A 24,255-nucleotide genomic window follows, 5' to 3' on the forward strand; every position below is an offset into this window, starting at 1 on the left:
TACCTATGGGTCAGATGCCTGCTGATCTTGGTTCATTCCCGAAGATCATGCCATTTTCTCGTGAACCGGCAAGCTCTTGGAGCCGACTACTTGATGGCCAGGGTGGTTCTTTGGACGGCTGTCGTGAAACGTCAGGAGGCCAGCCCCGGGGCGGACTTGCCGGTACTGCCAATTGGCGGGGCAGGATTTCCGCGGATCTTGCATACGTCTGATCAGCTCTTTGCAGCGGGTCATTCGATCGAAGGAGGGAGTTTAAGCCCACATGGGCCAGCTTACTCAGGATACCCGCCTCTGCGAACTCAAGACGCCTCTTGGCAAAGACGTTCTGGTTTTTGCCGGATTCGAGGGCTCGGAAGGTCTCAGCGAACTGTTCGAGTATCGCATAGAGTGTCTCAGTGAGGATGCCGACCTCGACTTCGACCGAGCCATCGGTCAGCAATGCACGCTGACCATAAAGCTGCATGAAAAGGAGCGCGAGTTCAGTGGCATTCTGACGGAGGCCCAGTGGCTCGGGGTAAGGAACGACTATTTTAGCTACCGGATCGTGCTGAGGCCCTGGTTTTGGCTGTTGTCGCGGACCACCGATTGCCGGATCTTTCAGGACAAGAAAGCGCCCGACATTATCAAGGAGGTATTCAACGAACGCGGCTTCACCGATTATGAATCCAAACTGACCGAAGAGGGGTCCTGTCCGAAGCTCGAATATTGCGTTCAGTACCGCGAGACTGACATGAATTTCGTGTGCCGGCTGATGGAACAGCACGGCATCTACTACTTCTTCAAGCACGAGGGCGGCAAACATACGCTGGTGTTGGCGGATTCCAAATCGTCGCATAGCCCGATCAACGGTCTTGCTACGATTCCCTATATCCCGTTAACGGGGGCAGATCGTCGAGGCGAGCAGCATATCTACGAATGGGTCTCGGAGCGCCGGTTTCGAACCGGCAAGATCGAGCTTAACGACTACAACTATCAAAAGCCCAACGCGCAGATGATCAGCGACGCCAAGGGCTCCGAGCACTACACCCGGTCGGAGATGGAGTTTTACGACTATCCAGGGAAGTTCAAGGAAAAATCCGACGGCGAGCGCTACGCGAAGATCCAGCTCCAGGCCGAGCAGGCAATGGACCGAAGGCGCCGCGGCAACGGCGACGCCGTCAACCTGTTCCCCGGTGGGTTAACGAAGCTTGAAAAGCACTCCAAGGATTCGCAGAACGTGGAATATCTCGTGGTGCGAGCCACGCACTCGTTCTCGATCGAATCTTATCGCACCGGAGGTCGGAGCGACGCCGGGCAACACGTCTATTTCGGCAGCTACGAGTTTCTGCCGAGCGATCGGCCGTTTCGAGCGCCAATGACGACGCCGAAGCCAAGGATCAATGGCATCCAGACTGCCAAGGTAGTGACCAAAGACGACAATTCGAGCGAGGAAATCGACGTCGAGTCGCTCGGCGAAATCTATGTCCGCTTTTTCTGGGATCGCAAGAAGAAGCGGTCGTGCCGGTTGCGCGTCGCCCAGGTTTGGTCTGGCAAGCGCTGGGGCGGTCAGATTATCCCACGCGTCGGGCAGGAAGTCGTTGTCGAATTCCTGGAAGGGGATCCGGACCGGCCCCTGGTGATCGGCACCGTGTACAACGACGAATACAAGCTGCCTTACGATCTGCCGTCGAAAAAGACGATTGGCGGCTTGAAGTCGGACTCCACCAAAGGTGGCGGCGGCTTCAACGAGTGGAGCTTCGAGGACAAGAAGGGGTCCGAGAAGATCACGGTGCATGCCGAGAAGGACCATGACGTGACGGTCCGGGACACCGAGACACGGACCATCGGCGAAGCTGCATTCGGCGGCGATACCCGCAAGACCACGCTCAAGAAAGGCAATGACAAACTCGACATCGAATTGGGCGGTCAACACATCACGCTGGCCATGGACCAGTCTGTCAATGCGGGCATCAGCATCACGCTCACGGCCAACGCCAATATCACCCTGCAGGTTGGTCCCAGCCAGATTATCCTGACCCCGGCGGGCATCGTCATCAACGCGCCGACGATCGCCATGACAGCGCAGGCCGGCATGGCGCTTGCTGCCGGCGGTCCGCTGGTCGCTCACGGCACTCCAACTCTTGTCGGCTGACGATCATGGGGCAGGTTCGATTCGGAACGGTACAGGATCTGTTTCAGGCCTATCCGTTGGCGCGCTATGATGTCGGCAGAGCCGACGCTGACAAGCCTTCGCTGGATTTCCTTCAGGAGGCCGCCGACGCGTGCAATTGGCACGCGGCCGTGTCTTATTGTGCATACCTACTTCCAAGGCGTGTGGCAATTGGCTGGGGATGTCGCTCTCTGCGACGGATGTTCGATCATTTCGATGCCAGCGATAGCAGGTCGCTCAATATTGTGGAGACCTGGGTCCGGCAACCGGACGAGCAGTCCCGGAACAAGGCGCTGGCTGTCGGCAATGCCAACGATCCTGAGCAGCCGGCAACGTGGCTGGCGCTGGCGGCCGGCTGGTCCGGCGGAAGCGTGGTTCCCCCGGAATTTGCGCCCGTGGAAGCCAAGCCAGATCAGGCCGCACGGGCGGTGCGTACAGCACTGCTGATTGGCCTCTGCCAGCTCCCTGGTGACTTCCGGGACCAGATAATGACGTCGTGCCTGGAGGATGGTATTCAATTGGCACGCGGCGAACCGCGCCCTCCGCGCTAACGAGACGATGTGATGGTGCTTCGCTTTAATATCGAGAACGAACCGAATCTTCCGGACGGCGGACCTGTGACGTTTACGGTCACCGGCAGGCGTTCGGTCGATATTGGCCGGGACCGTCACCTCGACTGGACGCTGCCGGATCCGGCGCGGACTATTTCCGGAAAGCATTGCGAGGTGCACTTTCGCGACGGTGGCTATTGGCTGCACGACGTCTCGACCAACGGCACCTTTCTCAATGGTGCCGACCAGCGCATGCGGGGGCCGCACCGCTTGCGCGACGGCGATCGGCTCACGATCGGCCACTACATCATCGGAGTTTCGCTGGAGGATGAGGCTGGCGGGCGTATCCCAAATCAAGCGGCGCAACTGCACGAACCCTCGGTCCAGCAGCATGCGGATTACGGAGAGCTTTGGACGGCCGATCGTGACGTTCCGCCGCCGATCGATCCGCAACTGTTGAAGAAGCCACGCGAGGCGGCGCGGCCCGTCAATCCGGGGTTCCTTGATTGGGCAGCGAGCGTGCCGGCGCCGGGTGTAGACCCATTTCGATGGTCATCGCCGACGTCTCCGTCCCAACCGTCCGTGCAGGACGATGACATGAACTGGGCAGCCGGTCCGGTCACCGCGCCGAAACCGCAAGTCGAGCGCCCGCAAGCCATGCCGACTCCACGCCGGCCGTCGGTTTGGATCGATGATGAACCAGCCGCTGCCCAGCCGCCAACGTCGCCATCGCACCCGCAGGTCGAGACGGCGCAAGCAGCAGACGAGCGACCTGTCGCGGCCAAGCCAGTCGGTGGTACCGAGTTCGCGCGACTGGTGGCGCGCGCTGCAGGATTGCCGGAATTTTTCTTCGCCAGCAAGTCCGATGCCGAACTCGCCGAACAGCTTGGCATCATCTTGCGTATGACCGTGGACAATCTGATGGCGCTGCTGCAAGCGCGAACCCAAGCCAAGCAGCTGACCCGTAGCACCAGCCAGACCACCGTCCAAGCTCTCGAAAACAATCCGCTGAAATTCTCGCCGACCTCGGAGGAAGCGATGCGCATTCTCTTTGGGCCGCCGACACGCAGCTATCTCGATGCACAGCGCGCCTTTGCACAGGGCTTCAGTGATCTCAAGTCACATCAGTTGAGAACCTATATGGCTATGCAGCACGCTGTCCATGAGCTGATTGCGGGCATAGATCCGACGCTGATGGCGCGCGAGCTCGAGCTTCAGCGTGGCGCAAGCTCCTGGCTCGGCACGAACAAGGGCAAACTCTGGGACGAGTTCTTGACGCGCTGGAAAGCGCATCTTGGCCGCGACAACAACGCGCCGATCGAAACCTTTATGTTGCTTTTCTCGAACTATTACGACCGCGGTGATAAGCCCGGCTCAAAGTAAACTCTCGGCGACCACGAGGTTGCCTACAATTTCTAAGTGGATATAGGAATGTCTTGGTACAGCAAGGTCTTCTGGTCGGAAGGTTTGTTTCTGCGGCCGCATCATCTGCAGCAGAACGACCGCTACATCGAACACTTGCTGGAAAAGCGCGTTCGCTACACGACACCATACCCTTGGGGCTTTGCCGAGCTAGAGATCGATAGGGATCTTACCGAACAGAGCAAATTCGCGGTGCGCAGTGCGTCCGGCCTCATGCCGGACGGTACGCCGTTCGATATCCCTGCGGACAGCCCAATACCCGAATCGATCGAGGTGCCGGAGACGGCTGCAGGCCAGATCGTCTGGCTGATGATGCCGGTCGCGGCGCCAAACACCCGCGAGGTCGACGAGGACCGCACCGACAGCGCCAGTCGTTATGTTCGCACTTCGGAAACCTTCATCGACTCGACCTCGGCGCTCCGCATCGAGGAAGAGATCGACATCGCTTATCCGCGCCTGTCTTTCGAACTGCGCAAGACGAGCAAGCCCGGATACATGGGCCTGGGCATCGCGCGCATTCTGGAGGTGCGCGACAAGAACATCCTGTTCGACGACAAGTTCGTGCCGCCGATGCTGGTCTGCGCCGCGCATCCGATCATCGATGGCTGGCTCAACCGCATCATCGGCTGGGTTGAGACTAAACTCGACGAGTTGGCGCGTTACGCCGTCGATCCGTCATCCGGTGGTGGGTTGCAGAGCGTCGACTATCTGGTCCTGCAAGTGCTGAACCGTACCATTCCCGTGCTGACTCATTTCCAGCGCTCCGGCAGCGTTCACCCGGAGCGCCTGTACGAGGAATTGCTGAGGTTCGCGGGTGAACTTGCGACGTTTTCCACGGCGGAACGGCGGGCGCGCAACTATCCGGCGTACAATCACGACGATCTCGAGAACGTCTTCACACCCTTGGTGAGCGACATCCAGGACTTCTTGAGCGCGCGGCTGGGTCGGCGGGCGATCCGCCTGGAGATCATCGAGCGCGCACAGAATGCGTTCGTATCGCCGATCCGCGATCGAGCGCTATTCCGAAATGCGACCCTGGTGCTGGAAGTTGCCGCACGGCGGCCGCTTGTGGAGATCCAGAACGATTTCCCGCACCTGTTCAAGGTCGGGCCGAACACAAAGATGAACGAGATCGTGCACGCAAACCTGCCGGGCCTCACGTTGGCGCATTTGCCGACGCCGCCGCCGCATATCCGGGCCATCACGGATCACGTCTATTTCTATCTCGACCGCAAGTCACCGCTGTGGCCCGAGTTCAGTACGGCTGCGTCGATCGGAATGCATTTTTCCGGCGACTGGCCCGAGCTTGAGCTGTATCTTTGGGCTATCCTGGAAGACAGGCCATGAGCGACAAGGACAAGCCGGTCAATCCTTTCGGGCGGGGCGAACGGACGATCATCCGTCCCAACCCCGGCGGGAAGTTGCCGCCGGCGCCGATCTCTCAACCTCCGCCGGGTGGGGGGCCCGCAGCACGCCCAGCCTATTCGCCATCACCCGTACCCTCTCCCGGCACGCCGGCCCCACCACCATCCTTTTCGCCCGTTCCACAGGGCTCGAACTACGCCTCCGCGCCGGCCAGCCATCCAGCCGAGGAATGGATCTCGACACCCGCGCAAGGCCAGGTGCCGCAACCCTTGATGCCGCCAGGGCCGCCGTTGCGCGTTGACGATCTGGTCGCGCCAAATGCCAATCCGGTGATGCGCGCTGCGGGCCCGTTGCTGCAACTGCTCGGTCGGTTGCGTGTGGCGCTCATGCGAGCGTCATTCGCCAGCCTGATGGAGCAGGTCGCAGACGCGATCAAATTCTTTGAGAAGGACATCCGTTCAGCGGGCATTTCCGAGCACCAGGCCAACACAGCAAAATACATCCTGTGTGCCACTGCTGACGATATCGTGCAGCACATCCCAACCGAAGAGCGTCACGTCTGGACGCAATATTCGATGCTGAGCCGGTTCTTCGGCGAGCGTGTCGGCGGCGTCCGTTTCTTTGAGATCCTCGACCATTTGAAGGTTGATCCACTGGTCAACTATCCGGTCCTCGAACTTCAGCACGCCTGCCTTGCGCTTGGTTTTCAGGGCATCCACCGGACGTCAGGGGGCGGACTTGCGAACCTGCAACTGATCCAGCGCAACCTCTATGAATTGCTGCGCCGGGTTAGACCGAAAACGATGAGCGACCTGTCGCCCAACTGGCGCGGGCAGGCGCTGGCGGGGCGCCGGCAGCGTCTGCGTGTTCCGGTTTGGCTCGTGGCAGCCGTGGTCGCCGCGCTGCTGACCGGGTCCTATTTCGTTCTGCGGACGCTCCTCGCTGGACGGGCAGAGAATGCTGCTGAGGTGGCGCTCGCGCTCCATCCGGCCGGTCCGATCGAACTCAAGCGTCAGGTCGTTGCACCACCCCCACCGCCGCCGCCTCCGCCGCCGCCGGATCGCATTACCCAGTTGCAACGCATCCGCAATGCGCTCGCGAAGGAGAACACCGCCTGCGCCATGACGGCGGACCAGACCCCCAGCTTCATCGTGATCAGGGTCTGCGACCTGGCCTTGTTTGCGTCGGGCCAAGCGACCATCCTCGACGGCTTTAAGCCGATCGCTCTCCGCGTCGCAGCAACCCTCGACAAGGAGCCGGGACGGATCCGGGTCGTCGGCCATACTGACAGTTCGCCGATCCGCACAGTCCGCTTCCCGACCAATTTCGAGTTGTCGGTCGAGCGCGCCAAGGCGGTTGCCGCGGCACTGAAACCTGGCTTGAACGATGGTTCGCGCGTCGACGTCGAGGGCAAAGGAGCAGATGCGCCGATTGCCAGCAACACAACGCCCGAGGGACGTGCCAAGAACCGGCGCGTCGAGATCTTTATCGAACGCAGCGAATAGGCACACACCGCCGGATCAGGTGGTTTTGCGACGGGTACGGTTAGATGCTTGCCAAGGACATTCTTCGCATCGTTCTCTACGGGGTCGGGCTCAGCTCGCTCGGAGCGGTGATCTATTTCGCCGGTCCCTTCATCGCATTCGGCGATTGGCGGCCGCTGGAGAACCATATCGTCCGGCAGATCGCTATTCTGCTGCTCACCACGGCCGTGGCAGGCATCGTTGGCCTCAATCTGTTCAAGCGGCGCAAGGGTGCCAAGGAGATTGCCGATGGTATCGCTGGTGCAGACCAGCCCGTCAGCGATGAACCAGTGCTCAAGGAGCGCATGAAGGATGCGCTCGCGACGCTGAAGACCGCCAGCGGCAACAAGTCGGGCTATCTCTACGATCTCCCCTGGTACGTCATCATCGGTCCGCCCGGCGCCGGCAAGACCACGGCGCTTGTCAATTCCGGGCTCAAATTTCCGCTCGCGCGCGGGGCAACGCCCGCGGCGATCGCAGGGGTCGGCGGTACCCGCTACTGCGATTGGTGGTTTACAGAGGAGGCGGTGCTGATCGATACCGCCGGCCGCTACACCACCCAGGACTCCAACAGCAAGGCCGACAAGGACAGCTGGCTGGCGTTCCTGGACATCCTGAAGAAAAGCCGGTCGCGCCAACCGATCAACGGCGTTCTTGTCGCCATCAGTATCGAAGACATCCTGACGCTGCCGAAGCAGGAGCTCGCACTTCATGCCGATGCCATCAGGATGCGCCTGCTCGAGCTGCATCAGAGACTCAAGGTCAGCTTCCCAGTCTACGCGCTATTTACCAAAGCGGATCTCGTTGCCGGCTTCACCGAGTATTTCGCCTATCTCGGGGAGGCCGGCCGCCGTCAAGTCTGGGGTGCCACGTTCCAGACCGCCGACAAGACCCAGAATCTGGTTGGGCAGATCCCGTTCGAGTTCGACCGTCTGCTGGAGCGCCTGAGCGAAGAGACGCTCGACCGTCTGCAGGACGAGCCGACGCCCCAGCACCGCGTGCAATTGTTCGGTTTTCCGGCACAGATGGCGCGGCTCAAGCCTCAGATCCACGATTTCCTCAACCTGATCTTCGAGCCGACGCGCTATCACGTGAACGCGAACCTGCGCGGATTCTACTTTACCTCGGGTACGCAGCAGGGCACGCCGATCGATCAATTGATCGGGTCGCTGGCGCGCACGTTCGGCGCTGAGGAAGTCGGTTCCGGATCCTATTCGGGCACGGGCAAGAGCTTCTTCCTTGCCGATCTGATTTCCAAGGTCATCATCGGCGAGGCCGACTGGGTCTCGACTGACCGTGCCGCGGTGCGCCGCGCGCTGGTCCTGAAGACCGCAGCCCTGTCATTGATCGGTCTGGTCTCGATCGGGCTGATCGCAGCTTGGCTGGTGAGCTACAAGCGGAACGCCGATTTGATCGAGCAAAGCCTGCAGGCGGATAGCGAGTATGCAACCGCCGGCGCGGCACTTATCAAGCAGGAATTGATTGCCGATCATGATCTCGACAAGGTGCTGCCGCTACTCTACCGGCTTCGCAACGCCCCGGCGGGCTACGGATCGCGCGGCGAACCGGTGCCTCTGTCGGCTCGCTACGGGCTCAGTCAGCGCGCCCGGCTGCTGTCGCCCTCGAAAGCGGCCTATCACACCGCGCTTGAACGCATGTTCCGACCGCGCCTGCTGTATCGCCTGGAAGAGCAGCTCAATGCGCGCATAAACGAGCCTGCCTTCGTCTATGAGGCGCTCAAGGTCTATCTGATGATCGGTGGCCTGCAGTCGCCGGATCGCGAGTTGATCCGCTCCTGGATGCAACGTGACTGGGCGGATAATCTCTATCCTGGCGCCACCAACGCAGAAGGGCGGCGTCTGCTCGACGAGAACCTCGTGGCAATGTTCGACCTCGAGACCGAACAGCCGCCCTTGGTCGAACTCGACGGCCGGTTGATCAAGCAGGCCCAGAACTCCTTGGCGCGCCTGAGCGTGTCGCAACGAGCGTACGAGTTTCTGAAATCGGAGGCTCGCGCGTCGATCGCCGGCGACTGGATCGCCAGCCGCCATGGCGGACCCGACATGGGTGTCGTGTTCGAAACCACGACCGGGCAGCCTTGGGACGCCGTGCGGGTACCTGAGTTCTTCACGTATAACGGCTTCCATCAGAAGTTCGTCGCCCGGCTGTCCGGATTGTCTGAGCGGATGAAGCGGGAGCGATGGGTTTTGGGGGATGCCGGCCAGCAGTCGGCCATCAACCAGCAGTACGACAATCTGGCCGGCGATCTGCTCAGCATCTATTCAAACGATTTCGTGACGACCTGGCGAACGGCGCTCGGGAGCCTGCGCCTGAAGAAGCTGCTCGCCGACAAACCGAAATATGAGGTGCTTCGGGCGCTTTCGGCGCCGACCTCGCCGATGCGGCAAATTCTGGAGTCGGTGCGCGACGAGACGGTGCTGACCAAGGAACGGGCGAAGAGCGCTTCGGCGCCAGCTGCCGCATCGGCGCCAGCACTCTTCACGAATGCTCAGGATGGACCGCCTGGCACGATGATCGAAGCACAGTTCAAGCCTTACCACGCAGCGCTCGAAGGCGAGAGCACCCGCCGGCCAATCGACTCGACCGTCGCGAACCTGAACGACATCGCGCAGAACCTGACGCTGATCATCGAGAATCCCCAACTGACCGCACAAGCCACAGCTGCGCTCCAGAACCAGGTCGCAGCGCTCCGCAACAACGCCTCGCGCATGCCGCCGCCATTCTCCGATATGTTGCGAGCAGCAGCCGCGGAGTTCGAAGGTAGCATCGCGGCTTCAACCGCCGGACAAATCCTGCAAACGTTGCGCGATCAGGTCACGCCGGTCTGCCAACAGACCGTGACTAACCGCTACCCGTTTATCCGCGGCAGCGGCCAGGAAGTTCCGCTCGCGGATTTTGCCAAATTGTTCAGTCCGAATGGCGTTATGGACAGGTTCTTCACCCAGTACCTGGCACCTTATGCCGACACGTCGCGGTCGGACTGGGCTTGGCGAAAGGAGAGCCCCGTTGGTCGGTCGTTCTCGCCGGAGACGCTCAAACAATTCCAGAACGCGGCTTATATCCGGGATGCGTTCTTCCAGACGGGCGGCGGTGTGCCCGCCGTTTCATTCGCGATCCGACCCCCTGGGGCACCGGGACCAGGCGTGACAGTTAAGACCGAGATCGGTGGCACCACAATTGCGAGCCCAACCATTCCCGGATCGGCCCCTCCGTCCTTGTTCGGCGGGCCGCAACCTACGCCACCGCCACCGCCACAGCCGCAGACCAACTCGCCGACTACTATCCTATGGCCGGGCCCAGCGCCGCGAACGGCAATTTCAGTCAGTAACGATACCGGCCCGCCATCCGTGCTTGAGCGCATTGGTCCCTGGTCGTTGTTTCGGATGTTGGAGGCGGGCTCGTTAGTGGTGAAAGCGGAAACCGCCAGCGCGAGTTTCATCGTCGCCGGGCGCGAACTCAACTATCAAATTTCGACCGGATCGTTGCGCAACCCGCTGAACCTGTCAGTGCTGCGCGAGTTTCGTTGCCCGACCGGGATATGACCATGCGTTGCGGGATATTCGGCAAAATCGGTGCGAAGCGCGATTTCATCGCGATCGCGACCCCGCGCAGCTTCCTGGAAGCCTGGGAGCCGTGGGTACAGGCTGCGCTGTCAGCAAGTCGCCACCAGCTTGGCCCAGGATGGCAACAGGCCTTTCTGACCGCGCCGGTCTGGCGGTTTTGGCTCGGCGCCGCGATCTGCGGCACGACAGTGGCGGGTGCGATCATGCCCTCGCTCGATGGGGTGGGGCGATACTATCCCTTGACCCTGCATGCGGTGACCGGCGAGGCCGTCTCGCTGCCGCCGCCGAGCATTGATCCGCAGGACGAATGGTTCGGGCAAGTGGAGGCGTTCCTGCTTTCGACCCTGGATCGGGCCGCAACCTTCGAGCAGATCTCCGATGCATTGGATCGGCTTTCGGTGCCACGACTGCAGGAGACCATCACCGGCGATCCGCCGGTCACGTCGCTTGGTACTGCGGCAATGGGGAGGGCTTCGGCGGTCGAAGCCTTCGCGGCGTCGTTTGCAGCACTTTGCGCTGCCAACCCACAGGTCTACGCCGCGGCTAGCTTCTGGTGGACCGCCGGAGGGGAAGGCTTCCCGCCAATGGCGCTGAGTTGTCGCGGATTGCCAGATCCGTTTCACTACGTCACGCTGCTGACCGGTGATCTCGGACCCGCGGCATCCGGGAATGGATGACGCGCGATGGTGCATATTCCGTCCTTGTTCGATGTTGGCAGCGTCACCCATGCCGGACGCGTGCGGGAGCGGAACGAGGATTCATGTTTGGTACGAACCGACGTTGGTCTGTGGGCGGTCGCCGACGGCATGGGGGGGCACGAGGCCGGTGATCTCGCCAGTCGCATCGTAGTGCAGTCGCTCGACGCTATCGCTACACCAGAATCAGCCGCAGACCTGCTGGCGGAATGCGAGGAGCGGCTTTTCAGCGCAAACCAGCAGATACTGGCGCTTAGTCATGAACGACAGGGTGCCACCGTCGGGACCACAGCGGCGGTTCTGCTCGTTCGCGATAACTACTATGCCTGCATATGGGCGGGTGACAGCCGGGTCTACCTTATTAGTCGCGGCGCAATTCGCCAGGTCTCGCATGATCACAGCGAACTGGAGGAGCTGATCGCAAAAGGTGCGCTGTCGCGCGAAGACGTGAATGATTGGCCGAGCAATGCCATTACGCGTGCCGTCGGTGTCGCCGATGATCCGGAATTCGAGGTGGTGACAGGCCCGGCCGAGCCAGAAGATATCTTCGTGATCTGCAGCGATGGCCTGACCAGGCACGTGCAGGACGACGAGATCCTGCAGCACGCGGCTACGCGACGCGCCCAGGCGGCTTGCGATGACATGCTCGCGCTGGCTCTTGATCGTGGCGGGCTTGACAATTTGACGATTGTGATCGTGCGACTACTGACGCCACGATCTCAGGGGACGACAAGATCTCCGCTCAATCGGGAGCCGCAACCATGAGTCCGAGCGATCCGTTCCGATCGTCCTATCACGGCGTGCCGCCCGGCACCCGTCTCAATGGCATTTACGAGGTCGAAGCGGTGATCGGCGCGGGCGGCATGGGTGAGGTCTACAAATGCCGTGAGATCCAGACTGGATCGCCTATTGCGGTGAAAATGCTACTGCCCGACGTGGTTGATAACGAGGCCGCGCTCGCGCTGTTCCGTCGAGAGGCCGCGGCACTCCACAATCTTCCGCACGACGCGATCGTTCGCTACTTCCTGTTTACCGTCGAGCCGGTGCTGCAGCGACCTTATCTCGCGATGGAGTTCGTGAATGGCCGCTCGCTCTCGAACATGCTCGATGATGGGCCGTTGACCTTCGAGGCGCTGATCAGGCTGAGGCAGCGTGTCGCATTGGGACTGGAGGCCGCACATGAGCACGGCATCATCCATCGCGACGTGTCTCCGGACAACATCATCATTCCGCTCGACGACGTCAGTCGGGCCAAGATCATCGACTTCGGCATCGCTCGGTCGACCCAAATGGGCGACAAAACCATCATCGGCTCGGGCTTCGCCGGCAAGGACAACTACGCATCGCCGGAGCAAGTAGGGTTGTACGGCAATGACGTGACTGCGAAATCCGATGTCTACAGCCTCGGTCTTGTGCTGTTCCATGCGCTGACCGGACAGAAACTCGACATGGGCGGCAGCCAATTTCAACTGGTGGAGAAGCGCCGGCGTGTGCCCGATCTCGGTGGTGTGGATATGCGCATCCGACCTTTGCTGGAGCGGATGCTGCAGCCTGATCCGGCATTGCGCCCCACTATGGGGGAGGTCGCCAGCTGGACGCCAACCGGTTCCGCCCAGACGCCGGCCGCGCCGTTATATGGCTTCGATCCGCTGCGGCGGCCGGAAAGCGCGTCGCCGGCGCCGCAGGACAGGATGCCGGAGATCGCGCGGAGTCCGCGCCGCCTCTGGCTGGGGGCGGGCGCCGCGGCATTGTTGCTGCTGGTCGGCGGTGGTGGATATGCCTTCTACAAGCTGGTTTGGTCAGCGCCAGGCACCGCGGTCTTGTCGCCACCCCCGAAACTCGCCGGAGCAATGGCGCCGCCGAAGGTCGAGCCCGCTGGACCACAGCCCGGACGCCAAGAGCCGGAGAAGTTGCCCGCGCAGCCGACGGCGACGCAGTCTCCGGCACTCGATGGGCCAGGGCGCGCCGAGCGCATCCGCAAATACGTGGCCCAATATTCCGGCGGTGACTGCTTCTTCGTGTTGCCGATTGCCGTGAGCCGAAATGCCGCTGTCATCGAAGGGTTCGGTGCCTCGACCGTCCCATTCGACACGTTCGACAAAGCGTTCCGGCGTGAGCAGGGTTTCGAGGCTTCGATCGGCGTCAGGCAAGTGACCCAGGCGCAATGCCCAGCCGTCAAGTTCTTGAGTCAGGTCGGGAGCGATCAGGCGCGAATGCCACGCATCACCTTGTCAGCGACAGAGCTGAAGGGCGGTGAAACCCTCAATGGGACCATCGAGAACTTTGCCAACCGCGTGGTGGAGCTCCTGATGGTATCTGATCGCGGCGAAGTTCAGAGCCTGTCTTATCTTCTGAAGCCGGGCATCGACTCACTTTCGTTTACGCTCCCGACAGCGCGCGCGAGCGGTCCGCAACTGCTATTGGTCGTGGCGGTCCCGCAGGTTCTCGACTCGTTGCGCCAGCCGCGACCGATCGCCGCCGACACGTTCTTCCTGCAGGCGCTAAGCGAGGCTCAGCGCAATAAGATGACTGTCATCGCGGCCGTGCGCTACGTGCTGCTCACCAATTGACCGGCACGCTCAGAATGTTCCGATCACCAGGATTTTCAGGTCGGCATCCGGCTTGAAGTCGCTTGCCGTATATTCAAGCGTGTTTCCAGTAGCGGACGATGCCTTTAGCCGCCCAGGACAGAAGCTCACCAAGCGGTCGCTGCCGCCTGGGTCGATAGTCAGCTTGAATGACCGGATCGGCCCAGCCCAATTCGCGCCGGTCTTGAGCACGTACGATATGCGCCGCTCCTGGAGATTTGCGCCGTTGGTCTGGTTATTGCCCGTGCGCTTGTCGAGCTCGGCAAGGAACGTATCCTGGATGCAGTATTCTTTCCGGTAACGCGCAACTTCCTGACCGAGTGCGCTGCTGCGGCGCAGGCTCGAGCGCAGAATGGTGTCAGGACTGGAGCCGACGCTCGGCCGGTACTGGTGTTCGACCGTGACGCTGCGCACGGGCGGAAACAACTGCTGGCGCACAGCCGAGGTCTTGACGGTCCACCCCGGCGCATATTGCTGGCGACCGTTGTCGCTCATTCCGGCAGGCATCAGAAGTCCGTCGTCCACAAGCCGGGTCCGGGTCGCCGCGGGCAGGTCGGTCACCCGGATCTCGCGGCCACCAATCGGCAGCAGCGGCAACTTGAGTTCGCGGAGCAGGGCACTGACATCCCTGTTGCCAACCATGGCGCGCTGATCGACGGTCAGCGGCGCCGGGTTGCCATCGACCTTGGTCTCGAATTCGACGAAGTTGATCGGATCACTTGACGGCAATGCAACATTCTCAGCCTCCGACAGGTCGATGTCGGGCAGCGGAAAGGCAACATTAAGCGTGACCGGCTTGGCGGTGAGGTTCGCGAATTGGTAGCGAACGCTGATTCTGTCGAGCGTGATACGAAGGTTCTCGCTCTCCATGGCCACGTCATTGGTGCGTACGAACTGGAGCCCACCGATCGACAATTCCGCAGCCGAGTCGTTGGCGCGTGCCGGCCAGCCTGTCGCAACGAGCAGCGCGACCATCAGGGCCCGTATAAGGAACGACAGTCGGGCGGAGGGTCCGTTCGGCAAGCTAGTCTGTATGCGGCGTCGCAGCATTTGCCGGCTCCATCCGATGCGGGTCAATCGATCGGTTGATAAAGATCGCCCCACTCGGGCTTCCAGACCCCGTCTGGATCGCACACCACGAGCGCGAGCTTGACGTCGTTAGCCAGCCGGATCGCGCCGCGAAAAGCATCCTGAGCCGGCAATTGCGCGCTGACCTGGTCGGTGGTCAGCCGCCCTTGGCTCGCGGCGGCAGGCAGCACGATCGCTCCGGAGGCACCGTCACTGTCGCGTTTCAGGAGCAGCGTGACCGCGTCGGGCTGGACTTCGTTCACTTGCTCAAATCTATTCCGGGCCATGGTTTTCCTCGGCAAGCTGAAGAAATTTCGGACTATCACCGTCCAGTGATAGAATTGAACGCGATTGAGATTGCTCACCACTAATTGACGCGCGGCATCAACGGCATCTCGGATTAGTCGATCCGACGCGGCGATCGGTTCGGGGTACATTGAGGCGAATATGCTTCGTCCAAAACATTGGATCTGGGTCTTCATCGTTAGCGCGGGCATTTTCGGAACCAAGGCGCACGCCGACGATACTGTCGTACGCAGCTTTACCGGCGGTTCGGCTGCTTCCATGGTCGGCATAGTCCCGGCCAGCGAGGACGTGGAACTCGCGGGACCGCAAGCACTCAGCGCCGACGGGCAGGGCAACCTGTTTTTGCTCGATCAGATCAACGGTCGCATCATCCAGTTTGACCCGAAACAGCCAAACTCCGATCCCGACGTCCTCAAGATGCCGAAAGACGTCCAGCCGACCGATCTCGTCGTCCATGACGACGACATAATGGTTTGGGACGGTGGCGTACGGACGCTGAAGGCGGCGCCGGGGCAATCCACGCGCGGACTCGGCGGTGACGTGATCCAGCTTGAGGAGGTCTCGAGCCGTGGAGCAGACGACCAGGTTGCCGTCTCCGCTTTCGCCCAGATGGGATCGCAGGCACCCGGCAGCGCGGCGGACCTGCTCGATCAGAACACCCGCGCGGCCATCATCAGGACGACCCGGCAGCCTGACCGGCAATACGTGGCTTCTCGAAGCAAGGGCTCGGTGATCGCCGACATCATTCCGGACAAGGGCAATGCCAGCGTCCGGGTCGAGATCCAGACCATGGTCACCAACGAAACCATCGGCCAACTCGGCCTGCGCGTGCGCAACCAGCTCGGCACGGTGGAGTTTCTCGAGATCGACAACAGCGACCGCTTCTACGTGCTGGCCGAGGACGTTCCGCCATCAGGAAAGAACGCCTCCACGTTCGTCGCACGCTATGCCGCGAACGGGCGTCTCGAGGGAATCTATGAGCTTCCTCTGGAAAATACGCCGCTGACCAGACGGTTCGTCACGGTGTCGGGCAGTGGCGATGTCTATTTCCTGCGAACCAAGCCGGACGGTATCGAAGTGATTGGCGTCGGGTTCCGACCTCTGACCAATGCCTCGATTATCGACGTGCGGCCGTCGCGAACGACGAAGGCGCCGGCACCACAATCCGGCGTCAAATTTGACGCTTCGGCCGCCGTGAGGCCGTCCAATCGCCAGCAGGCGATCGAGACCGCGTTTGCGTTCGAGGGTATCCAGTGGAAGCTGACGCAGGCGAACTACGGCAACGATCCCGACAGCCAATGCAGCGGCTTCAGCCGTGTTCGTCGGCCGTGGTATCTGCAGGGAAAAGTGAACCAGGAGGTGCGCGGCGTACCGTATTGCTGGGGCTGCCACGGTTCGCTCGCGAACTTCCGGCAGCGGATCGAGAGCGGAACGCTGGCTGGCAATGTGTGCACCCGCAATGCGCCACGGCCCGATGTGGCGGGCGTCGACTGTTCGGCATTCGTCAGCGCCGCGTGGGGGCTCTCCGTCCACTATACGACTGCAGCTATCCCCGCGATCGCTGCGCCCGTGGCAAATCCTTGGGACCTGAGGCCCGGCGATGCGCTGAACAAGCCAGGCTCGCATGTGATGCTGTTCCTGCGGTTCACGCCTGATCGCAAGGCCGAGGTGATGGAATCCTCGACCGGTGGCTGCAACGGCCGCGTCTGTCGCAACGTCTATCCATTGGCGAGCTTGCTCGCGCGCGGCTATGTTCCGGTCCGCTTTCGAGCGTTCGCGGATGATCAGACGACGGTTTCAGCGGGCGCCTATCAGGAGCAGACTGAACAACCGCCGGCGGGCCGCAAAACGGCAGGCAAAAGGCGCTGAACCCAGTGTGTCGCCAGAGCTACAAAATGGGTAGGCATGATGTCGAGGTGGATCACGATGCGGATGCCCAGAGGACTTGACTGCGGGATCGGGCGGCTGTGCGCCACCATCGGGCTCGCCGCGTTGATCGGACTGACAATCCCGCGGGCGCATGCGGCAGGAGATTTGTCGCTCAGCAATCCAGATGGGGCGGCGGTGCGTGCGCTCGTGATCGGGATCGACGACTACCAGCACGTGCGCAAATTGAAGGGTGCGGTCGCTGACGCTACGGACATCGTGACCAGCCTTAAATCCATGGGGGTTGGCGACGTCGTCGAACTGACTAACGCGCAGGCCGATAGGGCAGGCGTCCTGCGCGAGATCAGTGCACTGGTGGAGCGGACCAAGAACAACGACCTCATCTTTCTGTCGATCGCCGGCCATGGCACCCAGGAGCCGGAGCGCGTCAAGGGCGCGGAGCCGGACGGGATGGAGAACGTGTTCCTGCTGCCAGGCTTTGAAACCACGCCAACCGGGTCCGTTGAGCGGGTTCTGGGCAGCGAGTTCAACCATTTCATACGGCAGTTCGAGCTGCGCGGAGCGAGGGTGATCTTCGTGGCTGACACCTGCCACGGTGGCGGTATGGTGCGCGACATCGATCCGCGTGCCGCTGAGATGAGCTTCCGGCAGGTCCCGCGCTACACGTTGCTGGTCGACGAACTGAAGCCGATGTCGGACAGCAACGATCCGAAGTCTGAACTTGACCTTGACCACACGGCGTTTCTGGCCGCGGTGGACCGCTACACCAAAGCGCCGGAAGTCCGCATCCCTGGCATCGATGGCCTACGCGGGGCTCTCAGCTATGCGGTCGCGCGTGCGGTGGAAGGTAGCGCGGACATCAATCACGATGGGAAGGTGACGCTTAAGGAGCTTTTCAGCAACGTTCGGCAGGTGGTCTATCAGCTCTCGGACCAGCGGCAGAATATCGTGACTGTATCATCGCCAGCTCAGACGCCGGATACCGACGTCGCCTTCGGATTGACGCGCGGTGTCGTGCTGATTCAGGGGCCGGCCGCGAGAGCGGCCTCGGGTCAGGCCGGAGCCGGGGTGCCCGTCGATGGACAGGCGCCCGCACCGTCGGCTGTCACGGCCAAGGCTCCAACCATTCCGACCCTTGCGGGGGCGGCCAAGGAACTTCCGATCGCCGGCGCGCCGGGGCCTCTACGCCTCGTTGCACCAATCCGGCTGGCGGCGCTGGACGGCAAGACTAGCTATTTTGTAAGCGTGAAGCCAAAAGATGTTTCCGTGCAGGCTGTTCAACCGACGGACAATCCCGACCTGATCTGGGATCCTGTGTCGCACGACGTGATCGCTTGGGGTGATGTGGTCGCCTACGGGATGGACGTTGCCAGCCTGCCGACGGTGATTGATAGGACTGCGGCAATTCGTGAACTCAAGCGCATTGCGACACGGTCGCCGCAGGTGATGCGTATTTGGCCAGACGATCGCCAACAACGTGCTGGCCAGACCATCGAAGTTGACTTGTCTGATGTGGCATCAAGGGCGGTGCTGCTGTTCAATGTGTCCGGCGATGGCACCATCCAATTGTTGTATCCGGTGGGTGCTGATGCGGCGTTGGCCAGATCGGCGAGTTTGCGCCTACCGCTCAGGGTCGGCGAGCCGTTCGGTGCGGAACAGATCGTTGCGGTGACTTCGCAGCAACGCATGGTCGAGCTTGAGACAGCCCTAGTGCAGTTCAACCGGCGTCGCGCCTCGGGGCAGGTGATCAAGAGTCTCGAGCGTTACTTGCCCGCGGACGCGCGAATCGCCTCGATCGGCTTCTTCAGTGCTCCCTGACTCTTAGGGGAGCACGCCATGCCGTCATCGCAGTCGATCCGCCGCAAGCGAGCATGGTTCGCATTCCTGCTGCTACAGGCGGGCAGCGGACCTGCGTCCGCAGCACCGTTGCCGACGGGGGCGTTGCATATCGGCACGACGTACGTACCTTGGCTTTGGCCCGCACAAGCGGTGCGCAGGCAGACCAATACCGCGAGTGTGTCCCTTCAGATCCTGCCGAGTCAGACCGTCAACGTCGGCGCCAAGGTCTCGTTCGGCGTCACCGCCAGGAGGCCTGGATATCTCATTCTGGTTGACGTCGACTCGGAAGGGCGGATGTCCCAGATCTTTCCGACCCCCGAGCTATTGGCGCAGTCGAACGAACGCGACATTAATCTCGTCAAGCCGGGTGTCGAATTTGTCGTCCCTGCTCCGGCGGCGCGGCAGCGTGGTTTTGAATATGTCGTCGCACCGCCGACGGGGTCCGCAGTGATGATCGCCATCCTGAGCGAGCTGCGCGTGCAATTGCTCGATTTGCCGGACATGCCTCGCAAGCTGGAAGGTCAGGCGGACGCGTTGAGCTATCTATCGGCCTGGACCAGTGAGCTGCGCGTGCCGGACAACAGCAGCGGAAAGCTCGTGACGAACAATTGGTCGTTCGACGTCAAATCCTATTCCATCAAGTGAGTCCTGTGAGGCTTGGGGCTATAGCTTGCTCAGTCGGCTGAAGAAGCCACCGCGGGCGATCATGTAATGAATGTCCTTTGGAAAGGGAAAAGCACTGCGAATGTTGGAAATCGCGTGCTGGAGGAATTCCCCGTCCAGCGGCGCAGGCTTATGCCGCGGTTGGTCCGCGACCTGCGGTATCATGAAGCGATCCACGAAAGCCGCGTCAAGATCGTTGACCCTGACCATCTGTCCAAATGCCGGGAACAGGTCGTAATGACCCAAGCTTACGTTGAGATTCTTGAGGGCAGGGCGCTGAGGCTGGGTTTGATTGCCATCGGCCGTCGCCAGCCCGCGCCCGATCAGGTCCAGCTTCACCGATTGCGGGAGAGTTGACGGACCATACACGATCTCGAGGGCGTGGCCGCTCTGCCCAGATAGCCACTGGTACCAAAAGGTCGCATCGTCGGGCCGCGCATTGGCACCGTAAAGGCAATCAAATCCCCAACAAGCCGTCAGCTTCCCCTGATACTTTCCGAGGCTACCGACGAGATTGCGCATGCCGTCACCACCGCCGGAGTGGCATGCGATGATGAGCTTGCCGATCTGGAGCTGAGGAATGGACGTCGAGGAGATACCCAGGAACCTGGCCAGAGCTCCAAGGATCTCCTCGAGATAGCGTTCACCCCAGTTCGCGGTGGCCAGGTCGGACACGCTGTAGTTTCCGGCAAAGGTGTTGCCCACAGCATATTCGTAGCCCAGGAAGGGCGCGATGAGCACCACGTCCTTGCCGGAATCCCGGACCTGTTCGCGCAGCCGCGCTGGATCGTTGTGGAAAAGGAATTCATGGTTTTTGACGTAAAAGCCGTGAAGCCAGATCACGACATCGAACTTGGTGGCGGCTGTTGGGTGCTTTGGCGGAAGATAAACCGCCGTTGGTTTCATGCCGGGCGCCTGCCGCTTCGTGAAGAGCGTCACCCCAGGAAAGGCGTTGGCGTCCTTTTGCTCAAGCTCACACGCAACCACGCAGGTCGCTCCGATTCGGCCACATCAGGCTTGGGACTCTGACGTTAGCTCGGCCACTTGCCATGCTTGCGATCCTAAATCCACCGGGCCTGATGGCTCCGACGCGCCGTGACAACTCGGCGCCCTGCCAGCGCGCAGTTGTGTAGGAGCGGTGAGGCTAATGGCATACCTCGACATTGGCCTCGTTGCCTGGCCCGCCACCGCCGCGATATTCGAGATGGCAGCCGCGCTGGACCGGACGGCAGCTGCTGGCGTTGCATATGATCTGAGGACTGGCCGTCGCATGGCCCACCGCAGCGCCATAGCCGCCTGCGCTCGCCTGCGCCCGCTGACGCAATGGCCGATCCTGCCGCTGACTGTCATTGCTCTTGGCGGCATTGACGGGCCTGGCGCGCTGTTTCTCGCATTCATTGTCGTCGTTGAGGAACGAGCCCCTTGCACAGGAGATTCTGCTGCAGTGGTCGCCGTCAGCCTTGTAGCCATGATCACAGATCAGGGGACAGACCCGGGACGGCTTGAGCTTGATTGCGTCAAGTGCGTCGAGACTTGCGAGCTTGGCGTCAAATTTGGTTCCGGCGTGCTGGTTGAAGAGAGCCAAGGAGCGCTGGGAGGCCGCATTCCATCGGCCATCTACGCTACCGGTGAAGCAGCCGACGCGGTTCAATTCGCTTTGTACGGATTTGGTGATATCGGCTTTTGCGATATCGGTCTGGCGCGGCTCGGCGCTGAGTGCGGCAAGCTTTGGCGGCGTATTGTCGTCAGCCAGCGCAGCGACTGTAGGATTGTCCGCGAAGGCACTCCCAACAGCCGGCTTATTCCCGGAGAGAGCCGCAACGATTGTAGATTCGGACGCAATTCGTTTCCGTTCTGCCTCGGTGGCCTGCTCCTGCGCGGCCTGCTTCGCCTTCTCGGCGGCAATTCGGGCGTCTTCCGCAGCCTTCAGATCCGCGGCCGCCTTCTCTTGGTCGGCACGCTGGGCGCCCTGCGACATCAGCCGAGTTTTCTGCTGTTCCGCCTGCTGCGCCTTCGCTGTTGCCGCGACGCGTGCGTCCTCAGCATCGAGCTGATTAAGCTGCAGCTTGGCAAGATTTGCGTAGTATCCGTCCGGATGCTGGTTCAGGAACGCGTCCAGAGCGGGCTTGTTGCGTAGTTGCAAGGCCAATTCGTAATCACGACGAATTTCTGCCTGGGGGTTGGCTGCTTGCACCGGCTCATCAGCCTTGGCAGCGGGAACAAGTGCAACGTCTTCGCCGCCCAGCGAGCCGTAGACATAGGGCTCCTGTCGGTTGCCGGTGGCTTGCAAGACATCATCGCGGACGAAGCCGAAGGCCCTACGCAAGTCGAGCCCCGGCTTTGCGATGTACTTTACGAGAGCCGTCGCATACGGACTATTCTTGCTGTTGCCATCGAGTGCGGTTAGTCCGGCTTTCGCGGCAAACGCGATCAGCGTGTTGGAGACGGCGGGTTCGACCCTGGCCAGCCCGCGGCTGATTGATCGAGAGGCAACTGTACGCTTCATCGAATCGGCAAACGGATTGTTGCGGCACGCGTCGACGATCACCACGCGCAACTGTCTCGCAGGCTCGATTGCCAGCAGGACGCGGTCGAGTGAGAATGCTTCGTCATAAATATCAGTGTCACGTTCGAGTCTGGCGTCGGTCGGGATCAGATAGTTTGTCCCGTCGATCTCGATGCCGTGGCCAGCATAGTACACCAGGGCTATGTCCGCATTGCGCGCCTGATCGGCGAATTCTCTCAGGGCCCGCCGCATATCGGTCGCGGCGAGGTTGAGCCTTGAGTCAACCACATCGAAACCTGCGCCCTTCAAGGTTTCAGTGATGGCGGCAGCGTCGTTGGCCGGGTTTGGGAGCAGAGGGGCATTCTGATAGTTGGCATTGCCAACCACCAAAGCCACGCGCTTTGTCGCCCAGGCTGGCTGGGCTGCCAGTAACAGCGAAGCGGCAAGAAGAAGCAAAACTCGAAGGTGCCTGTATAACCTCATGGCGAACACCCAACCTATGCTCATCGAATGATAACGTCGCGAAGATGGCCGCGTAAGGCATGATTACTGAATTCACACGCCACTGGCCGCTGGCCTATCTCCGTACAGTACCAGTTTCGAGCCCGATCCATTCCTATGTGTTGTCTGGCACTGCGCTCGCGTTCAAACGGCACGGAAGAAATCGCGGGCCGGCGCTGTGTGCCGTTTCATGAGGATGATGGGCACCCGCCAGTATCGATGTCTCGCGCTGGCGAATTAAGCTTTTGAAATTATAGGATTATTGCACTTAACCGTGTTCGCGGCAGTGCAGCAGAGCCTCTGGCTTAGTTCAAACGAAGATTCCGCGGTCGGCAGATCGAGGGGACGTGAAGTCCAGAACGCCGGCTTGCGGGTCAATCTCTCGGTTACAGCTTGCGCGGAGGTCAGGAGCCCGTCAGTTCGGCTTTCCATGGTCCCCGGTGCTCGATCTTCAGGTTCCTGCCGGACGCTCGCCCCGGCAACTGCTCCTTCGCAATGAGGGAACCAGTCTCCGAGTCGCGAAGGCGGGCCTTGGTCGACCAGTCGATCGCGTCGGTGGCCGCTGCCGGAAGTCGTCAGTGCGCAAGTCGCCAGCCGACTTAATCAGAAAGCCCTGAATATAAGCCGCTCTATTTCGAACGATAGCGTACGGAGATACAATCGCAATTCCGAACTTTGGAGAAGTTGATGCCCATTCCGTTGAGGATTTACATCACGCCATTTGCCGATAGGGGGAGCGTTGAGCCCGGGCAATGGAGCAGCGAGACAGCCAAGAAGGCGCTCGACGTGGTCAATACGATCTGGTCAAAGGCCAAGATCGCGTTCGTGATCAGCGATTGCTTGATGCAGAAGCCGCTCGACATGGCAAAGAGCGCGCGCAGCAATGACCAGCGATTGCTGGGTGTTCTTGCCTCTCGGCACGATCCGGACAATGCCGTCCACATCTACCTCGTCAATTCGATTGAAAATCTGGCCGCCGGTGGAAGCTCATACCCCAATAGCCAACCGGAGCCGGCAAGCTTCGTCCAATGGTATGGCAATGACCACGCCAATGGACGCGCCTGGGCTCACGAGCTCGGCCATCTAATGAGCCTCGATCACGTCGAGATCGACTATTCCAATGAGAAGCAGGCGGCGCGGCGTGTCAAGAACCTCATGACGATAGGATTGAGCGTCGGTTCTGACCTGACGGGCCAGCAGATTGATGCAGCCAAGGGTTCAAAGCTGGTCAAGCGATTTGGTGGATAAGTCCGTGGCCGGCCGCAGAATTTGTCAGCTTCGTCGTTCTGCACATTGCGCGCCTTCGCCAGGTTCCTATTCGCGAGATCCTCGTCGCTCCAATCCAGGCGTTGGGCGCAAGAGTCCATGATTGCGATCACGCTGGTAGCCACTTCTCCCGCTTTGGGAAACGCCATCCGCGATTAATATGCAAATGACCCCAACGATGAGATCACCAACGACCATATCAAGTGCTTCCGGGATATTGCAGCTGCGCTAGACGACGCTTACCGTTTCGCTCTATTTTTGATGGGCGATCAGGCAGACGCAGAACAAGCCGGTAACCGTACTATCCAGATGCGCTGCCGATTTAACGTGGTTGGGTAGCGG

The 24,255-nt window shown here is 61.1% G+C and carries 17 protein-coding genes; 13 read left to right on the forward strand and 4 right to left on the reverse strand.

The window, feature by feature from the left end; translation table 11 throughout:
* The first annotated feature begins 262 nt into the window (after positions 1-262).
* Genes BcanWU425_RS16860 through BcanWU425_RS16900 form a run of 9 tightly spaced genes read left to right on the forward strand, consistent with a single transcriptional unit; the run spans position 263 to position 13,859 of the window.
* Positions 263-2,131 carry a type VI secretion system Vgr family protein gene (locus BcanWU425_RS16860; protein ID WP_204511551.1) on the forward strand — a complete coding sequence of 623 codons (1,869 nt, stop codon included), beginning with the start codon at positions 263-265 and terminating at the stop codon, positions 2,129-2,131.
* Positions 2,132-2,136: 5 nt separating this feature from the next.
* Complete coding sequence (locus tag BcanWU425_RS16865) at positions 2,137-2,700, forward strand: DUF6931 family protein (protein ID WP_204511550.1); 564 nt, start codon at positions 2,137-2,139, stop codon at positions 2,698-2,700.
* Positions 2,701-2,712: 12 nt separating this feature from the next.
* Positions 2,713-4,083: a type VI secretion system-associated FHA domain protein TagH gene (gene tagH, locus BcanWU425_RS16870; protein WP_162496519.1), complete on the forward strand. Its 1,371-nt coding sequence runs from the start codon at positions 2,713-2,715 to the stop codon at positions 4,081-4,083.
* Positions 4,084-4,131: 48 nt separating this feature from the next.
* Positions 4,132-5,469 carry a type VI secretion system baseplate subunit TssK gene (gene tssK / locus BcanWU425_RS16875; protein WP_018457628.1) on the forward strand — a complete coding sequence of 446 codons (1,338 nt, stop codon included), beginning with the start codon at positions 4,132-4,134 and terminating at the stop codon, positions 5,467-5,469.
* Positions 5,466-6,992 carry a type VI secretion system protein TssL, long form gene (tssL, locus tag BcanWU425_RS16880; protein WP_026233411.1) on the forward strand — a complete coding sequence of 509 codons (1,527 nt, stop codon included), beginning with the start codon at positions 5,466-5,468 and terminating at the stop codon, positions 6,990-6,992. The genes tssK and tssL overlap by 4 nt, the downstream gene beginning before the upstream one ends.
* 44 nt (positions 6,993-7,036) lie before the next feature.
* Positions 7,037-10,573, forward strand: coding sequence for a type VI secretion system membrane subunit TssM (gene tssM, locus BcanWU425_RS16885; protein WP_204511549.1), 3,537 nt, complete (start codon positions 7,037-7,039; stop codon positions 10,571-10,573).
* The gene (gene tagF / locus BcanWU425_RS16890; RefSeq protein ID WP_018457625.1) at positions 10,570-11,271 is read left to right on the forward strand and encodes a type VI secretion system-associated protein TagF; all 702 of its coding nucleotides are present in this window, start codon (positions 10,570-10,572) and stop codon (positions 11,269-11,271) included. Before tssM ends, tagF begins: the two co-directional genes overlap by 4 nt.
* Positions 11,272-11,277: 6 nt before the next feature.
* Positions 11,278-12,054: a PP2C family protein-serine/threonine phosphatase gene (locus BcanWU425_RS16895; protein ID WP_085348552.1), complete on the forward strand. Its 777-nt coding sequence runs from the start codon at positions 11,278-11,280 to the stop codon at positions 12,052-12,054.
* Positions 12,051-13,859 (forward strand): serine/threonine-protein kinase, encoded by a 1,809-nt coding sequence (locus tag BcanWU425_RS16900; RefSeq protein WP_204511547.1) that lies wholly within the window; start codon positions 12,051-12,053, stop codon positions 13,857-13,859. Before BcanWU425_RS16895 ends, BcanWU425_RS16900 begins: the two co-directional genes overlap by 4 nt.
* A 9-nt stretch (positions 13,860-13,868) precedes the next feature.
* Here the strand turns inward: BcanWU425_RS16900 and BcanWU425_RS16905 are convergent, their stop codons facing one another.
* Complete coding sequence (locus BcanWU425_RS16905; RefSeq protein ID WP_018457622.1) at positions 13,869-14,852, reverse strand: DUF4424 domain-containing protein; 984 nt, start codon at positions 14,850-14,852, stop codon at positions 13,869-13,871.
* A gap of 98 nt (positions 14,853-14,950) precedes the next feature.
* Entirely contained in the window at positions 14,951-15,511 is a 561-nt protein-coding gene (locus BcanWU425_RS16910; protein ID WP_231191009.1) for a hypothetical protein, read from the reverse strand.
* Between BcanWU425_RS16910 and BcanWU425_RS16915 the strand changes: the two genes are divergently transcribed.
* From BcanWU425_RS16915 to BcanWU425_RS16925, 3 genes are read left to right on the forward strand one after another with little or no spacing between them, the layout of a single operon-like run.
* Positions 15,393-17,120 (forward strand): hypothetical protein, encoded by a 1,728-nt coding sequence (locus BcanWU425_RS16915; protein WP_204511546.1) that lies wholly within the window; start codon positions 15,393-15,395, stop codon positions 17,118-17,120. The genes BcanWU425_RS16910 and BcanWU425_RS16915 overlap by 119 nt on opposite strands.
* A 57-nt stretch (positions 17,121-17,177) precedes the next feature.
* Entirely contained in the window at positions 17,178-18,956 is a 1,779-nt protein-coding gene (locus BcanWU425_RS16920) for a caspase family protein (RefSeq protein ID WP_231190732.1), read from the forward strand.
* Between the two features lie 18 nt (positions 18,957-18,974).
* Positions 18,975-19,622, forward strand: a complete 648-nt coding sequence (locus BcanWU425_RS16925) for a DUF4384 domain-containing protein (RefSeq protein WP_026233409.1) — start codon at positions 18,975-18,977, stop codon at positions 19,620-19,622.
* A gap of 18 nt (positions 19,623-19,640) precedes the next feature.
* Here the strand turns inward: BcanWU425_RS16925 and BcanWU425_RS16930 are convergent, their stop codons facing one another.
* Both BcanWU425_RS16930 and BcanWU425_RS16935 read right to left on the reverse strand, forming a co-directional pair.
* The gene (locus BcanWU425_RS16930) at positions 19,641-20,627 is read right to left on the reverse strand and encodes a hypothetical protein (RefSeq protein WP_204511544.1); all 987 of its coding nucleotides are present in this window, start codon (positions 20,625-20,627) and stop codon (positions 19,641-19,643) included.
* Between the two features lie 157 nt (positions 20,628-20,784).
* Positions 20,785-22,629 (reverse strand): caspase family protein, encoded by a 1,845-nt coding sequence (locus BcanWU425_RS16935; RefSeq protein WP_026233407.1) that lies wholly within the window; start codon positions 22,627-22,629, stop codon positions 20,785-20,787.
* Positions 22,630-23,334: 705 nt separating this feature from the next.
* Between BcanWU425_RS16935 and BcanWU425_RS16940 the strand changes: the two genes are divergently transcribed.
* Entirely contained in the window at positions 23,335-23,895 is a 561-nt protein-coding gene (locus BcanWU425_RS16940) for a hypothetical protein (RefSeq protein WP_204511543.1), read from the forward strand.
* The last annotated feature ends 360 nt before the right edge of the window (positions 23,896-24,255 follow it).

Source organism: Bradyrhizobium sp. WU425 (assembly GCF_021052305.1).
Taxonomy (GTDB): Bacteria; Pseudomonadota; Alphaproteobacteria; order Rhizobiales; family Xanthobacteraceae; genus Bradyrhizobium; species Bradyrhizobium canariense_D.

Excerpts from the sequence above, each read along its gene's own strand:
- BcanWU425_RS16860 (WP_204511551.1), top strand. The coding sequence starts at position 263 with ATGGGCCAGCTTACTCAGGATACCCGCCTCTGCGAACTCAAGACGCCT.
- BcanWU425_RS16865 (WP_204511550.1), top strand. The coding sequence starts at position 2,137 with ATGGGGCAGGTTCGATTCGGAACGGTACAGGATCTGTTTCAGGCCTAT.
- tagH (WP_162496519.1), top strand. The coding sequence starts at position 2,713 with ATGGTGCTTCGCTTTAATATCGAGAACGAACCGAATCTTCCGGACGGC.
- tssK (WP_018457628.1), top strand. The coding sequence starts at position 4,132 with ATGTCTTGGTACAGCAAGGTCTTCTGGTCGGAAGGTTTGTTTCTGCGG.
- tssL (WP_026233411.1), top strand. The coding sequence starts at position 5,466 with ATGAGCGACAAGGACAAGCCGGTCAATCCTTTCGGGCGGGGCGAACGG.
- tssM (WP_204511549.1), top strand. The coding sequence starts at position 7,037 with ATGCTTGCCAAGGACATTCTTCGCATCGTTCTCTACGGGGTCGGGCTC.
- tagF (WP_018457625.1), top strand. The coding sequence starts at position 10,570 with ATGACCATGCGTTGCGGGATATTCGGCAAAATCGGTGCGAAGCGCGAT.
- BcanWU425_RS16895 (WP_085348552.1), top strand. The coding sequence starts at position 11,278 with ATGGTGCATATTCCGTCCTTGTTCGATGTTGGCAGCGTCACCCATGCC.
- BcanWU425_RS16900 (WP_204511547.1), top strand. The coding sequence starts at position 12,051 with ATGAGTCCGAGCGATCCGTTCCGATCGTCCTATCACGGCGTGCCGCCC.
- BcanWU425_RS16905 (WP_018457622.1), bottom strand. The coding sequence starts at position 14,852 with ATGGTCGCGCTGCTCGTTGCGACAGGCTGGCCGGCACGCGCCAACGAC.
- BcanWU425_RS16915 (WP_204511546.1), top strand. The coding sequence starts at position 15,393 with ATGCTTCGTCCAAAACATTGGATCTGGGTCTTCATCGTTAGCGCGGGC.
- BcanWU425_RS16910 (WP_231191009.1), bottom strand. The coding sequence starts at position 15,511 with ATGGAAGCAGCCGAACCGCCGGTAAAGCTGCGTACGACAGTATCGTCG.
- BcanWU425_RS16920 (WP_231190732.1), top strand. The coding sequence starts at position 17,178 with ATGCGGATGCCCAGAGGACTTGACTGCGGGATCGGGCGGCTGTGCGCC.
- BcanWU425_RS16925 (WP_026233409.1), top strand. The coding sequence starts at position 18,975 with ATGCCGTCATCGCAGTCGATCCGCCGCAAGCGAGCATGGTTCGCATTC.
- BcanWU425_RS16935 (WP_026233407.1), bottom strand. The coding sequence starts at position 22,629 with ATGAGGTTATACAGGCACCTTCGAGTTTTGCTTCTTCTTGCCGCTTCG.
- BcanWU425_RS16940 (WP_204511543.1), top strand. The coding sequence starts at position 23,335 with ATGCCCATTCCGTTGAGGATTTACATCACGCCATTTGCCGATAGGGGG.